Here is a 14523-nt window from a genome sequence, read left to right on the forward strand (position 1 = left end):
AATATCACCCGAATGGAGCCCTGACATGCAGACAATGCTGAGCAGTAGCGACTGGCTGATTGAAGAAACCCAATTCAATCTGGATGAAGCGAACTTCAAGGAGACCATTTTCACGGTCGGCAACGGCTATCAGGGCACACGTGGATCGCTGGAAGAGGGTCACAAAGGAGAGCTGTCTGGCACCTATCTGGCTGGTGTTTACGATCACCATGACTCGACGGTGATCGATCAGGTCAATGTGCCGACCTGGCTGCCGCTTCGGGTTCGTGTCGAAGGTGAAATTCTGGATGTCCAAACGTGTAAAGTGGTCGAACACAAGCGCGTGTTGGATCTGCAGACCGGATTTCTCCACCGAGATACGGTTTTTGAAGATAGCAAAGGCCGTCGCACTCGCATCACCAGCATCCGATTTGCGAGTTTTGCCGATCAGCACATCTGTGGCATTCGCCTGACGGTTACGCCTGAGAACTACTCCTCGGAGATCACTGTCGAAAGCGCCCTTGATGCCCATCGATACAATCTGGACCGCCTGCCAGCTTATCAGGGAAATCCCGTCTTCCACCCCGAAGTTAAATGGGAGAAGTGGGCCAAAAGCCGGCACATGAAGGTCACTCAGTCACATGCAAGCAGCGATGCGTCCTATATCGAAACTCTGACACTGGACACTGGCATTTCGATTGGCATGGCGTCTGCCTTGGATTGTCCTGCCTTCAGCGAGTTCAAAGTCGCAAATCGTGGCTATGAGCAGGTTTCACAAACCGTTTCTGTCGAGGCGCTCAACGGGCAAAGTCTGACTTTCGAAAAGCTGGTGTCGATTTATACATCGCGAGATCTGAACGGCGCGGAAATGGCGGCCAAGTGCGAAGCCTCCCTTGAGACCGCGCATGCCAAGGGATTTTCCGCCTGTCTGAGCGAAAGCGCCGCAGCCTGGCGCGAAAAATGGGACGCCTGTGATTGTGTGGTGACGGGTGATCTAGAAGCAACGCGTGCAATGCGTTTCAACATCTATCATCTACTGATTGCCGCAAACGAAAACGACCCGCGCGCGAACATCGGCGCCAAGTCCATGTCAGGCGAGGGGTATAAAGGGCACGTTTTCTGGGATACCGAGATCTTCCTGCTGCCATTCTACATTTTCACGCAGCCGGATACAGCCAAAGCCCTTCTGAAATACCGTTTCAACACGTTGAACGGCGCACTTGAGAACGCCCGAATGAATGGGCTTAAGGGCGCGCAGTACGCGTGGGAATCTGCTGATACCGGAGTAGAGACAACGCCAAAATGGACAGCGGACGGTGCGAACCGTATCTGGACCGGAGAAGAAGAGATTCACGTCACCGCATGCGTGGCATATGGCATCCTCAGTTATGTTGCGGCGACCGGAGACAGAGATTTCCTTCGCGATTTCGGTGCCGAGGTTTTGTATCAAACCAGCCGGTTCTGGATCAGTCGGCTGGAATGGAACAAAGACAAGGACCGGTACGAGCTGACAAATGTTATCGGGCCGGACGAGTTCCACGAACATGTCGACAACAACACATTCACCAATCGGATGGCGAAATGGCACCTTGAACAATCGGCTCGCGTTTTCGCAGAATTCAGCAAAACCACTTCAGCAGTTCATGACGAATTGCTGATACGGTTGGATTTAACCCGAAAAGAAGTGGATCAGTGGCTGGAAACAGCGGAAAAAATCTATGTTCCATTTGATCCCTCCCGCAATCTGATCGAACAGTTTGAAGGGTATTTCCAGCTCAAGGACATTCCCATCACCGAATGGGACAAAAACCGTATGCCAGTCTACCCCGAGGGGCATGATCACTTTTCACTGAATGGCTCGATGCTGCTCAAGCAACCTGACGTGATCATGTTGAATTATCTCTTGCCCGACGAGTTTTCAGACGAAATCAAAAAGGCGAATTACGCGTTTTACGAGAAACGCACGATGCACAAGTCATCACTTAGCCCGGCCATTCATTCGATCATGGGGATTGAAGTTGGCGACATTTCCTCGGCCCATCACTATTTCGAACGTTCTGCCTTTGTTGATCTGGTCAACAATCAGGGAAACACACAGGACGGGATGCATATCGCATCGGCCGGTGGCACCTGGCAGTCGCTTGTTTGTGGGTTTGGCGGGTTCCGGGTCAAGCACGGCAAGATGACGTTCAAACCCTGGCTGCCCGAGGCATGGTCCGGCATCCGGTTTAATCTGAAGTGGCAGGGGAATGACGTCGAAGTTCTGATTTCTCATGACGAGTGTCGGTTTAAGCTGATTGCTCCGTCCGGCACGAAAGAGGATATCGAGGTGATGGGCCATCCTGTTACTTTGATTGCCGGAGAGGAAGCGGTCTTAGCACCGCAGCCTGCGTGACAACCAAGATTTTTCTCGCAGGAATGGTCAAGGTGTGCCGAGGTGCTATCGTCAGTCTGCAAGAGCCTCAGCAACGCGCGTGTGCAGTTGTTCCGCTGCCGCGTGATCGATGAGCAATTCGTTAACAAGTCCCCGGGTGATCAGTTCGAATACCGTATCGCCTCGTTCCTTCTGAATCGCGACGACCACAACACCACTTTGATCAGGATCGTCAAATGCCCGATCTGCGATGGCTTTGACATGCTCTGTTTTGATCCCGGTCCACAGCCCATTCAGCTCGTCAATCAGGTCCATCTTGGCCTGTGAAATTTCGGTTCTCGGGATCAAAATACCGCCAAGGTCCCCGACGACCAATTGCCGGAGATCGTCAGCCCTTAACCCGCCAGCCTGAACCAGCTCTTCAAAACTGCCCAGAACCGGAGTGCTTGAAGACCCGACGCTGGAAATCAACATATCCATTTTATCAATCAATGCGTCTGGACCCGAAAACACGCGGTGAAATCCCGGGGTGTCAGAGATGTACTGCCAAATGGAACGGCGCATGGTCTCATCGTAGTGACGGGGTATGTATGCCGGGAAACCAGTGAGCTGAGGGCTATCCTCCGGCTGATCGTTAAATAGCTCATCAAACGTTCCGGCAAGCCGGCTGGCAGAGTATCCATGCTGAGCCAGCGACATCAATTCTGCGCAAACCGCTGCAAACTCAGTCTTTTGCGACTTATCTATGGGCTGCCTTGAGGCTGCAATCCCTTCTGCCAGAGACTTGATTGTTCGACCCCACGCAACGCCGATGACGTTCGATTTCTCGATCAGTTCTATCAATCGTCCGGATGCGGTTCGTCCAAACCTGGTACGGCGCTGTGACAGCGCAGCCTCGGTGTTCCCCGGGCCGCTTTCAAACACCCCAAGCCGAGGCGGTCTAAGCTTGTTCCTGTTGCAATATCGCTTCAGATCAGAATTCAACCCTGAAGGAGCCAGCATTTCGTCCATCTGGGCAATCCACTCGTCTGAGAATTGTTCTTTGACGAAGCGTTGTTCGATGACCAAGTAGTTTTGGCGTTCAGCGTGTTTCAGTAACCGCGATACATGCGGTTGAGACAGGCCACCAAGAATTGCTCCTATCTCTACCTGCGACATGTTGTGCGTTGCGCGCATATAGGCAGCGCACTGGGCGCGTTCTTCAAATGGAAGTTTTTTAACGTCGATCATTTGTTCAATATTGTTCGTTAGCAGGATCCTGACAGCGTGAATAACTATGCCATATAAACATTCACATGCCAGCCGATTGAAGAAAAATCCTTACATGCTACGTGTTTCTTGCACAGGCTCGAACCAGGAGATTCAGCATGCCGATCAAAGGACTGATCTTTGACCTCGATGGTGTTTTGGTCGACACCGTACCGGCGCATTTTGCTGCTTGGAAACGCATGTTCGAAGAATACGGGTATGAGTTTGGAAGGGCGGAATACCGGCGACTTGTCGATGGGCGCCCTCGTTATGACGGCGCGCGCGCGGTCATGACCCGGCATTCGGAGAATGAAGTCAGAACCGCCGCAGACAAAAAAAATGACTATTATGTTGAAATGATCGAGCGAGGCGAATTTCGTGTCTTCGATGCTGCTGTGCACCTCGTAAGACAATGCCAGTCGGAGGGTTACGGGCTGGCGGCCGCTTCCAGCAGCGCCAATGTCCGAGCCGTTCTCGAAAAAGCTGGTTTGTTGGATGCCTTTCCGGTTGTTATCGGAGGCGACGATGTCGAAAAAGGGAAACCCAACCCTGATATATTCCTCACCGCCGCCAGCGGGCTGGGGCTTAATGTGGATGAATGTATCGTGATCGAGGATTCCTCTTCCGGTGTCGAAGCGGCAAAGAATGGTGGTTTCTATTGCGTAGGTCTTCTTCATGAAGATCACGAGAGTGAACTAACGGCTGCGGATTGCGTCATTTCTTCGCTGGCCGAGGTTAACATTGAGCAGATAGATGGATCTAGGTCTGAGCGGTCGGTTTGAGTACTGTGTAGCGATATAGAATTGGATTTCTTGGGGGCAGATAGCAAACTACACCCAAGATTCAGTATCGTGTACTCAACCTCTCGTAACTTCGGTGTCCGAACTGGACTATTGGCCGCTTCAGCCAAGCTCCGATGCGGCCTTGAAACTGCTGGGACTGTTTGCGCGCGTGTAAGGCGTTTGGCTGAAGGCCCGGAAAATCCGCGAACTGTTCGACTGGCCTTCCCCCTGTCTCGCGCTGGCAGCGAACTGCAGGTTTGACGAACCGCAACGCAGCATTGAAGTTGTCCAATGGACGGCAGCTCCGGGCCGTCCTCAATATCGCTAACGTCGGGTTTCAATGGTTGTCCGGCAATTACGTCTGCGCAGCATCCGGCACTCTGGGCTCGAACCGAACCACTGCCGCGGTGCGACCGTAGGTCTGGTCTGAATTGGCGAACGGCAAGAGCCGCCCGCCATGGTGGTTCAAATGTCGATTTGCTCGGCGATACTCAGCGCATCTTCAAGTTCGACACCAAGATATCTGACTGTGCTGTCAACCTTTGTGTGCCCGAGCAACAGTTGAACCGCCCTAAGATTTCCGGTTTTGCGGTAGATTTCCGCTGCTTTGGTCCGGCGCAGCGAATGGGTGCCGTATCCGCTGGGCTCCAGCCCAATCGCGGCCACCCAATCCCGCACAAGCCGGCCATATTGGCGTGTTGAGATATGCGGGCGGTCGTGAAACCGGCTGGGAAACATGAAACGGCAGCCGAGCATCTCCGGTGACTTGATCCATGCGGCAATGGTATCCCGCGTGTTTTCAGAGAGTTCAAACTGAACAGGCCGCTTGGTTTTACTCTGGATCACAGAAACTCGCTCCCGCACGCGGTCATCCTTGACCAGATCAGCAACAGCCAGTTTCACCAGATCGCATCCTCGTAGTTTGCTGTCGATAGCCACGTTGAAAAGCGCAAGATCGCGCAGGTTGCCCGACAGTTCGAGCCGCGCGCGGATCGCCCAGACCTGTTTCGGCAACAGTGGTCGTTTCTGGCCGATGATCCGGCCCTTGTTCCAGACTCTTCGTTTCGGGGTGACAGCAGGAAGTTGGACTCTTGGCATAGTGCGCCCTCCAATCCTCCCGCCAAACCCAGACATCAGCACCGTGCTGACGCCTCAGTTTACTGGTGGTTTGAATGGCCGTTGTCAGCTTGCTGCTTCATTGGCGAACGACGCAAACGCATTGGGCAGCTTCGAGCCCACTTTGACCGATGCTGCGGTGTGGGCGAATGCCGGCTTCGAGGAACTTACCAACTGAGCAGAATGTTTATTGAAAATTCCTAGAAATTTCCAGAGCGTTGCCGATGAAGGAGACTCACGATGGTAAACTGTGGTTATCGAACCGGCGTGATTTGGGATGTGACGCGCTCAAATTGGCAAAACAATGCAGACCGCCCAATCGCTTGGTCAGCATGGTATCCAGTCGAAGATGTAGAGACAACTGAACGGCCTCCGGGGCAATTCTTTGAACTTGGAGAAGTTATCTGGGAAGCCACACTGGCCCCGAAGGAGACTTTTCCCGTCATACTGTTATCACATGGTACTGGTGGCACAGCTGAAAGCCTTGGTTGGATCGCCCGCGCGCTGGCATCGGAAGGCTATGTGGTCTTGGGCGCAAATCACCATGGCAACACTGGCTTGGAGCCTTATCGCGCCGAGGGCTTTCTTTGCTGGTGGGAACGAGCGACCGACCTGTCAATACTGCTTTCGGAGGTTGGGTCGAAGGGCTTCTTCGCCAACAGATTGGACCTCGATCAAGTAGCAGCACTCGGGTTCTCTCTTGGGGGACATACGGTCTTGGCCCTGTCAGGTGCGCGAACTTCTTTGGATGAGTTTGACGCATGGCGCAGGGCCAACGAGAATACTGAAGGTGGCCCGAGAGAGTTTCCGGATGCAGCGGAACAAATTCCAACGCTGATGGAAACTTCGGATGCATTCCGCGTATCTTGGGCACGTCATAGCAATGATTACTCAGACGTTCGGATTAAGTCTGTTGTTACGATTGCGCCAGCGCCACCAATCCGTTCATTCGTTTCCACCTCAATCACTGAAATTCAGTTGCCTGCTGTTATCCTTACCGGAGGTGCCGATGATGAAGCGCCATCAGAGCATTGTGCCGATTGGCTTGCTTCACAGAACGACAAGTTCCATCTCTGCTGCCTTGGCCGACACGTGGGACACTACACGTTCTTGGATTTCCCTTCTGACAAGTCGCTCATTGGGAAAGAGGACATCTTTTCAGATCATGAAAGTGTGGACAGAAGAAAAATTCATAAACAGACAATAGAAATCGTAATTCAAAGCCTAAGGACGACAGTAAGCAAACGTGAAGCTTGACCACCTCCTGGTGGGAAAGCAGCCATTGGCGCAGCCGCAGCAAACGGCAACTTCGTCCGCGCTGTGTGATTTCGCGGTTTCAGAATTGCTGCATGTTGCATGAATGGCCGGATTTCCCGCCGCGCCGCGACACGAGAGTTTGCGCGCATGCAAAAATTTTCTGTTCTGCGAGCGCATGCAGCACGAAAATTCAAGGTCAGGTGAGGCCTCAAAGCAGCCCATAAGTCTTACCGCTTGAACAAAACGCTCTGTGCCTGTTTGTCCCGATGATCCCCTCGCAACTCGGCATACAGCGCGCGTCCGGCCTGAACGGCTGGGCGGGCGCTGACGGTCTCCAGCCAGCGGGCAAAGTGCGGTTTGTCCTCCAGCACCTGCTGCTGGCCTTCCCACAGGCTGGCCCAGCCCCAGATCGACATGTCGGCGATGGAATAGAAATCGCCCGCGACATACTCGTTTTCGGCCAGCCGCCTGTCCAGTACGCCGTACAGGCGCGCGACCTCGGCGCGGTAGCGGTCCTTGGCATAGGGCAGGTCCTGCGGCGGGTCCAGTTGCGGGGCGTATTTCAGGAAGTGATGCGCCTGACCGGCCATCGGGCCAACGCCGCCCATCTGCCACATCAGCCATTCCTCGACCGCGATCCGGTCGCGTTCGGTCGTGCCATAGAACCGCCCGGTCTTGCGGGCCAGATACATCAGGATCGCGCCGCTTTCGAAAACCGAAACAGGTGCGCCGTCCGGCCCGTCGGGATCGACGATGGCGGGCATCCGGTTGTTGGGCGCGATTTTCAGGAACGCGGGGTCGAACTGGTCACCCTTGCCGATATTGATCAGATGGGTGGTGTAGGGCAGCTCCATCTCCTCCAGGGCGATGGAAACTTTCCAGCCATTCGGTGTCGGCCAGAAATACAGATCAATCGGGTCAGCCATGCATTCTCCTGATGTTGACGGGGATCATGCGGGTTTCTGCCGGTTCGGCAAGTACCGCTTACGAAAGCGTGACCAAAGCGCAGGCCGGGCTTGACCGAGAACCGCCCGAGGCGTATTGCGATCCTGAAGCTACGTGGCGATTTGTTACCGGATTGCGGGCCACGCTAAACAACACCGCTAAAAGGTCAGGATGAAAGACCCCTTTCGCTTGGCCGCGTCTGGGGTTTTTTGTTTGCCTCCACCCGAGGCTGAAAGGATTGAGATGAGCGAGAACTGGAACAAACGCACCCAAGCCGTCCATGGCGGCATCCGTCGCAGCCAGTATAACGAGGTGAGCGAGGCGATTTTTCTGACGCAGGGTTTCGTCTACGAAAACGCTGAACAGGCCGAGGCCCGGTTTCTGGAATGTGGCCCGGACGAGTTCATCTATGCCCGTTACGGCAACCCGACCGTGTCCATGTTCGAGCAGCGCATCGCGGCGCTGGAAGGCGGCGAAGATGCGTTTGCGACGGCCTCGGGTATGGCCGCCGTCAACGGCGCGCTGACCTCGATGCTGAAGGCCGGGGACCATGTCGTTTCGGCCAAGGCGCTGTTCGGCTCGTGCCTCTATATCCTTGAAAACATCCTGAGCCGCTATGGCGTGGACGTGACCTTTGTTGACGGCACCGATCTGGAACAGTGGAAGGCTGCGATCCGCCCGGACACCAAGGCCGTTTTCTTTGAATCCATGTCGAACCCCACGCTTGAGGTGATCGATATCGCCGCCGTGGCCGATCTGGCCCATGCGGTCGGAGCCGTTGTCGTGGTGGACAACGTGTTCTCGACCCCGGTGTTCTCGCGCGCGATCCAGCAGGGTGCGGATGTGGTCGTCTATTCAGCGACCAAGCATATCGATGGGCAGGGCCGTGCGCTGGGCGGTGTGATCATCGGAACCAAGGACTTCATCCGAGGAACCGTTGAACCCTATCTTAAGCATACCGGCGGCGCGCTGAGCCCGTTCAATGCGTGGATCATGCTCAAGGGTCTTGAGACGATGGCGCTGCGGGTCAATGCTCAAGCCGAAAGCGCGCAAAAGATTGCCGAGGCGCTGGAAGGGCACCCGGCGCTGGAACGTACACTTTACCCCGGTCTGAAAACCCATGCCCAGAACGCGCTGGTTCAGACCCAGTTGGGCGGCAAGGGCGGAACCGTGCTGTCGCTGGACATCAAGGGCGGCAAGGATGCAGCGTTTGCCTTCCTGAATGCGATGACCATCCCGGTGATTTCGAACAATCTGGGCGATGCCAAATCCATCGCGACGCACCCGGCGACAACAACGCACCAGCGTCTTAGCGACGCGCAGAAGGACCAGTTGGGCATTGCACCGGGTCTGATCCGCTTTTCCGTCGGGCTTGAGGATGCCGGTGACTTGCTGGCCGACCTTCGGCAAGCGTTGGAAGCCTCGCAGAAATAAACCAAAGCCCCCCGCGTCCTTTTTGTACTGGGGGGCAGGCTGCGTGCCTAAGCGGCCACTTTGTTTCGGGCGGCAGCCAGGCGTGCCGCCCGCTGTTCCCACCTTCAAAAGGCGCTAACTGTTGCGAGATGACGGTTTTGCGCCGGATTTTTCAATCCGGGCTGCTATTGCCGACGTATCGGGTTAGACTGGTATTAGACCATCAGTCATATATAGTCCGACGACCAACCAAGGAACCGCCGCTGATGAACGTTCACCCGCGTGACATTGATGAAAAACCGGATCGGGACAAGGCTGCCGAGGCTTTGAACGTTCTGCGGCAATGGGCCAAATCTGCTTCGGAAGCCGAGATAAACCAGCTTGACCCGGCTGTGGCCCGGCTGCTGCCCGGTTTGGCAGCGGGCAACTATCCGCCTTTTTCGCGCGCTTACCCCGATGACTTTACCGTCGATGCGGCGTACCGCGCATCCTTGCCGGATTTGCAGAACGGCCCGTCCAGCTTGATCCGTGGGGCCAAACAGCAGATCCAACATGTGGGTATTTCGAACTTCCGCCTGCCGATCCGGTTCCACCGGAAAGAGGGCGAAGACCTGACGCTGGAAACCTCGATTACCGGCACGGTCAGCCTTGAGGCCGAGAAAAAGGGCATCAACATGTCCCGGATCATGCGGTCTTTCTACAAACATGCGGAACGGACGTTCAGCTTTGAGGTCATGGAATCCGCTCTGGACGATTACATGTCCGATCTGGACAGCTTCGACGCCCGTATCCAGATGCGCTTTTCCTACCCGGACAGGATCAAAAGCCTGCGCTCGGGCCTTGAGGGGTACCAGTATTACGATATCGCGCTGGAACTGGTCGAACAGAACGGTGTGCGTCAGAAGATCATGCACCTTGACTATGTCTATTCCTCGACCTGCCCCTGTTCGCTGGAACTCAGCGAACATGCCCGGTCGATGCGTGGTCAGCTGGCGACGCCGCATTCGCAGCGCTCCGTCGCGCGGATTTCGGTTGTCGTGGATTGCGATGCAGATTGCCTGTGGTTTGAAGACCTGATTGCGCTGTGCCGCCGTGCGGTTCCGACGGAAACGCAGGTCATGGTGAAACGCGAAGATGAACAGGCTTTCGCCGAATTGAACGCAGCCAATCCGATCTTCGTCGAAGATGCCGCGCGCCTGTTTTGTGCCGAGTTGCTGGCAGATCATCACGTCGGCGATTTTCGCGTTGTCGCAAGCCATCAGGAAAGCCTGCACAGCCATGACGCCGTGTCGATTCTAACCGAAGGCCCAACCTTCGCCGCGTCCAGCCTTGACCCGAAACTGTTCACGACCCTGTTTCACGTTGGCTGAACGTCTCGGGTAAGTGGCTAGAATTTAATCAGAGATTTACCTGATCGGCGCTCATTCGCCGCAGCGCAGCAAAAATGCTGCAATTGCGCGAAAAACTCCTGTATCCTGACGGGGAATGCAGCTTCGGCACACCGGCGCGCTCAATGGTGTGTCACCCGAAAGGAAGCCGAGACGTGAGACGCCTTGGACTGCAAGACCCCAACCTCCGCCCGGACCACCCGAGCGGGCAGGGCGCTTTACCCTCACTCTTCTGGCTGCATCGTTTTTACAGGAGATCTATGGAATGAATCCGATTACCCAACCACTGGAGCTTCAGGCCGCGGCTATACGCATGGCTGGCTATGCGATCGTCAACCAGATCAAGATTGCACAGATCATGACCCGTTCGGCGCTTGAACTGCCGATGGTGCCGGTCCACGCCCTGCATCTGGCAGCATCAGCACCGGGTCCAGTGGTGGAAGCTCCGGCGGAAAAACCGGCGGCCAAACCCAAACCTGCCGTGGCGCGCACGAAACGCGTACCGGTGAAATCATCAACGCCCAAGAAAAAGCTGGCCCGCAAACCTGCACCGGCCAAGCCGGCGGCCAAACCGGTCGAGTTTTCAGCCAGCCCGCGGCCCAAGGCGGCACCCCCGGCGGCAGCCAAACCGACACCAGCGGTTAGTGATGAAAAAGCAGTAAAACCTGTTGAATCCGCGGCGACACCTGCGACCGAAACCGTGTCGCCCGTAACGCCCAAGCCCACCCCTGCGACACCGGCGCCCGTTCAGGCAGCGCAGGTCAGGCCGACACAGGCCGATCCTGCCCCGGCCAAGGTGCAGGCGAAACCAGCCCCGGCGACGGAACCGCGCAAACCGCAGGCGCGAAAATCACGCGCCCCGTCCAAACCGCCTGTGATGCCCGGAACAGATGTCAAAAACTGACAGGTAAACCGGGATCATCTGCTTGACACGGTCGGGTTGGCACGCCAACCCTGCGCGTCATGATGGATCTTCGCCCGGTCGGATATGTGATTGGCTTGCTGGTCGCCATTCTTGGGGCGACCATGCTGCTGCCTATGCTCGCGGACCTGATCGAGGGGCGCGGCGAATGGCCGGTATTTCTGGAAAGCGCCATTATCACGACGCTGACCGGGACCGTTCTGGCGATGAGCTGCTCGAACGGTGTGGGCGAAGGGCTGACCATCCGCCAGACCTTCCTGTTGACAACCGGTGTTTGGGCGGCGCTGCCCCTGTTTGGGGCAATTCCGTTTCTGTTCGGTGAAACCGAGCTGCGCTTTGTCGACGCGTATTTCGAGGCGATGTCCGGCCTGACAACTACAGGTTCAACGGTGATTTCCGGGTTGGATACCCTGCCGCAGGGGCTATTGCTGTGGCGTGGTATCCTGCAATGGCTGGGGGGTATCGGGATCATCGTTGTCGCCATGGTGTTCCTGCCCGAACTGCGTGTCGGCGGCATGCAGATTTTCCGCTCGGAAGGCTTTGAAACAATGGGTAAAATCCTGCCTCGCGCGCAAGAGATCGCGGGTCAGATTTCGCTCATCTATGTTTTCCTGACACTGGTTTGCGCGCTGGTTTACGCCGGTCTGGGAATGAACTTTTTCGATGCGCTGGTACATGCACTGACAACGCTTTCGACCGGTGGGTTCTCGAACTATGACGCCTCGTTTGGAACCTTCTCAGGCCCCGCTGAATATGCGGCGTCGGTGTTCATGATTTTGGCGGCGCTTCCTTTTGTGCGCTATGTCCAGCTGGCAAACGGCCATACAGCGTCCTTGTGGAAAGACAGTCAAATTCGCGCGTTTCTGGCGACCATTCTGGTTCTGGTCATCATCATGTCGATTTTCCTGACATCGGTCTTTCCGCATCACTGGGAACAGGCGTTTCGGGAATCTCTGTTCAACATCACCTCGATCATCTCGGGCACCGGCTATGCCAGTGTCGATTACATGGGCTGGGGCAGCTTTCCGATCATGATGTTCTTCCTGATCGGTCTGATTGGCGGCTGTGCGGGATCGACCGCATGTTCGATCAAGATATTCCGCTATCAGCTGCTGTTTGCCTCGATCAAAAGTCAGATCAAACGGATCAGGTCTCCGCATGGCGTGTTCGTGCCGCTCTATGATGGGCGGCCTGTGGGGCAGGGCGTTCTGACCTCGGTGATGAGCTTTTTCATGTTCTTCGTCCTGTCGATGGGCGTGCTGTCCTGGGCGCTGGCGCTGACCGGTCTGGACTTCATCACAGCCGTTTCCGGGGCGGCGACCGCGCTGGCCAATGTCGGTCCCGGTCTGGGCGATCAGATCGGACCAGCGGGCAATTTCGCAAATCTCAACGACACCGCCAAATGGTTGCTGACAATCGGGATGCTGGTCGGGCGGCTCGAGCTGTTGGCCGTTTACGCGATCTTCACCGTTCAATTCTGGAGAGGCTGATGAAAAGACCCCTTGGCGCGCAGATTTCGCATATGCTCAAGGATCGTGGCGTGGACGTGATTTTCGGCATACCCGGCGTTCACAATCAGGAATTGTACCGCGGCATCGAAGAGGCTGGCATCCAACATGTTCTGGCCCGGCACGAACAGGGGGCGGGGTTCATGGCCGATGGGTATGCCCGCGCAACCGGCAAGCCGGGGGTTGCCTATGTGATCACCGGGCCCGGCCTGTGCAACATCATGACGCCGATCGGACAAGCCTACAGCGACTCGGTGCCGATGCTGGTGGTGTCGTCCTGCCTTGATGAAACACAGGCCTTGCGCGGCCAGTTGCACCAGATGAAGGACCAGCGCCTTGCGGCCGGAACCGTTGCCGACTGGTCGGCACAGGCCAACACGGCCGAGGCCGCCTATGCGCTGGTCGAACGCGCCTTTGAAGAATTCGAGCTGTCGCGCCCGCGCCCCAAGCACATTCAGGTGCCAATCGCGCAGTTGCAGGCCGAGGCTGATCCGGCACCTTTCCCCAGCCAGCCCGCGTTGCGCACCAAAGCGTTGCCGCCTGACGTATCGCCTGTTGTCTCGATGCTGAACCTTGCGCGCAGGCCGCTGTTCATTCTGGGGGGCGGTTGCAAGTCCAATGACTGGCGGCAGATTCTGACACAGCTTGGGGCTGCCTGCTTTACCACTTATGCAGGGCGCGGGCTGCCAGGCGCAAACTATCCGCTGGATTTCGGCGCATCCCTGCCGCGCCCCGGCAGCGCCGAGGTTATCGCCTCAGCGGATCTGGTCATCGCGGTCGGCGCCGAACTGGGCGAGGTCGATCTGTGGCGCAGCGACCTTGGGCATTCGGCAACATTGATCCGGGTTGACCTTGATCCCGAAGTCCTGTCCGACCACCATCGCGCCGCGATCAAACTGCAAACCGACAGCGAAAGCTTTGCCCGCGCCTTGTGGCAGGCGACCGAAAACCTGAAACCGGCAACCGGCTGGTCGCCCGACGAAATTTCCGAAACCCGTGCCCGGTGGCGGGCCGAGGTGGATGCCGAACGGCCCGGAATTGTAGCAGTGGCCGATGCGCTGCGCGCGGCGATGCCCGCTGATACCATGATCTATTCCGACATGACCCAATTCGCCTATGTCGCGAAAGAGGTGTGGGACATGGCCTATCCGCATCACTGGCACCATCCCACCGGGTTCGGAACGCTGGGCTATGGTTTGCCGGCCGGAATTGGCGGCGCGGTGGCGCGGCGCGGCAAACCAACGGCGGTTATCGCCGGGGATTACGGGTTCCACTATACGATGCAGGAACTGGGTGTTGCGGTCGAACTGGGTTTGTCGCTGCCGATCATCCTGTGGGACAATGGCAAGCTGAAAGAAATCGAAGACAGCATGGTCCGCAGCCAGATCGCGCCAAATGCGGTGGTGGCGCATAACCCGGATTTCTGCAAACTGGCCGAGGCTTTTGGCGCGCGCGCCTCAGCCCCTTCATCTCTGGCTGAGATGCAGAGCGCAGTTCGCGCGGCTTTCGATGCACCTGTCCCGACCTTGATCCACATGACCCCGGACATTCTGTAAAAAAAAGAAGCGCCGCAAGTTCATGCGGCGCTTTG

The 14523-nt window shown here is 56.6% G+C and carries 11 protein-coding genes and 1 riboswitch; of the genes, 8 read left to right on the forward strand and 3 right to left on the reverse strand.

From position 1 onward, the window contains the following. Positions 1–25 precede the first annotated feature (25 nt). The gene (locus ACR0AD_RS02280; protein WP_480486019.1) at positions 26–2374 is read left to right on the forward strand and encodes a glycoside hydrolase family 65 protein; all 2349 of its coding nucleotides are present in this window, start codon (positions 26–28) and stop codon (positions 2372–2374) included. Positions 2375–2425: 51 nt separating this feature from the next. Here ACR0AD_RS02280 and ACR0AD_RS02285 read toward each other — a convergent pair whose 3' ends face one another. Then, positions 2426–3583: a sugar-binding transcriptional regulator gene (locus ACR0AD_RS02285; protein WP_170451110.1), complete on the reverse strand. Its 1158-nt coding sequence runs from the start codon at positions 3581–3583 to the stop codon at positions 2426–2428. A gap of 137 nt (positions 3584–3720) precedes the next feature. Here ACR0AD_RS02285 and ACR0AD_RS02290 point away from each other — a divergent pair, with 137 nt between their 5' ends. Further along, a complete protein-coding gene (locus tag ACR0AD_RS02290; protein ID WP_480481478.1) occupies positions 3721–4383 on the forward strand; it encodes an HAD family hydrolase in 663 nt (220 codons plus the stop codon). A gap of 465 nt (positions 4384–4848) precedes the next feature. Here the strand turns inward: ACR0AD_RS02290 and ACR0AD_RS02295 are convergent, their stop codons facing one another. Beyond that, the gene (locus ACR0AD_RS02295; protein ID WP_480486017.1) at positions 4849–5481 is read right to left on the reverse strand and encodes a tyrosine-type recombinase/integrase; all 633 of its coding nucleotides are present in this window, start codon (positions 5479–5481) and stop codon (positions 4849–4851) included. Between the two features lie 258 nt (positions 5482–5739). Between ACR0AD_RS02295 and ACR0AD_RS02300 the strand changes: the two genes are divergently transcribed. Further along, positions 5740–6756 carry an alpha/beta hydrolase family protein gene (locus ACR0AD_RS02300; RefSeq protein ID WP_480486015.1) on the forward strand — a complete coding sequence of 339 codons (1017 nt, stop codon included), beginning with the start codon at positions 5740–5742 and terminating at the stop codon, positions 6754–6756. Between the two features lie 227 nt (positions 6757–6983). Here the strand turns inward: ACR0AD_RS02300 and ACR0AD_RS02305 are convergent, their stop codons facing one another. Then, complete coding sequence (locus ACR0AD_RS02305) at positions 6984–7682, reverse strand: glutathione S-transferase N-terminal domain-containing protein (protein ID WP_480486013.1); 699 nt, start codon at positions 7680–7682, stop codon at positions 6984–6986. A 123-nt stretch (positions 7683–7805) separates the two neighbouring features. Further along, positions 7806–7883, forward strand: a riboswitch (SAM riboswitch). Positions 7884–7944: 61 nt separating this feature from the next. Here ACR0AD_RS02305 and metZ point away from each other — a divergent pair. The 5 genes from metZ to ACR0AD_RS02330 all read left to right on the forward strand — a co-directional run bounded on the left by metZ (position 7945) and on the right by ACR0AD_RS02330 (position 14488). Then, positions 7945–9135, forward strand: a complete 1191-nt coding sequence (metZ, locus tag ACR0AD_RS02310) for an O-succinylhomoserine sulfhydrylase (protein ID WP_480486011.1) — start codon at positions 7945–7947, stop codon at positions 9133–9135. Positions 9136–9380: 245 nt separating this feature from the next. After that, positions 9381–10484, forward strand: coding sequence for a GTP cyclohydrolase FolE2 (gene folE2 / locus ACR0AD_RS02315; RefSeq protein ID WP_480481445.1), 1104 nt, complete (start codon positions 9381–9383; stop codon positions 10482–10484). 283 nt (positions 10485–10767) lie between these two features. Next, entirely contained in the window at positions 10768–11406 is a 639-nt protein-coding gene (locus ACR0AD_RS02320) for a hypothetical protein (protein WP_480486009.1), read from the forward strand. A 59-nt stretch (positions 11407–11465) separates the two neighbouring features. After that, positions 11466–12914: a TrkH family potassium uptake protein gene (locus ACR0AD_RS02325; protein WP_480486008.1), complete on the forward strand. Its 1449-nt coding sequence runs from the start codon at positions 11466–11468 to the stop codon at positions 12912–12914. Then, entirely contained in the window at positions 12914–14488 is a 1575-nt protein-coding gene (locus ACR0AD_RS02330; RefSeq protein WP_480486007.1) for a 5-guanidino-2-oxopentanoate decarboxylase, read from the forward strand. Before ACR0AD_RS02325 ends, ACR0AD_RS02330 begins: the two co-directional genes overlap by 1 nt. The last annotated feature ends 35 nt before the right edge of the window (positions 14489–14523 follow it).

Source organism: Ruegeria sp. BH8, assembly GCF_056538065.1.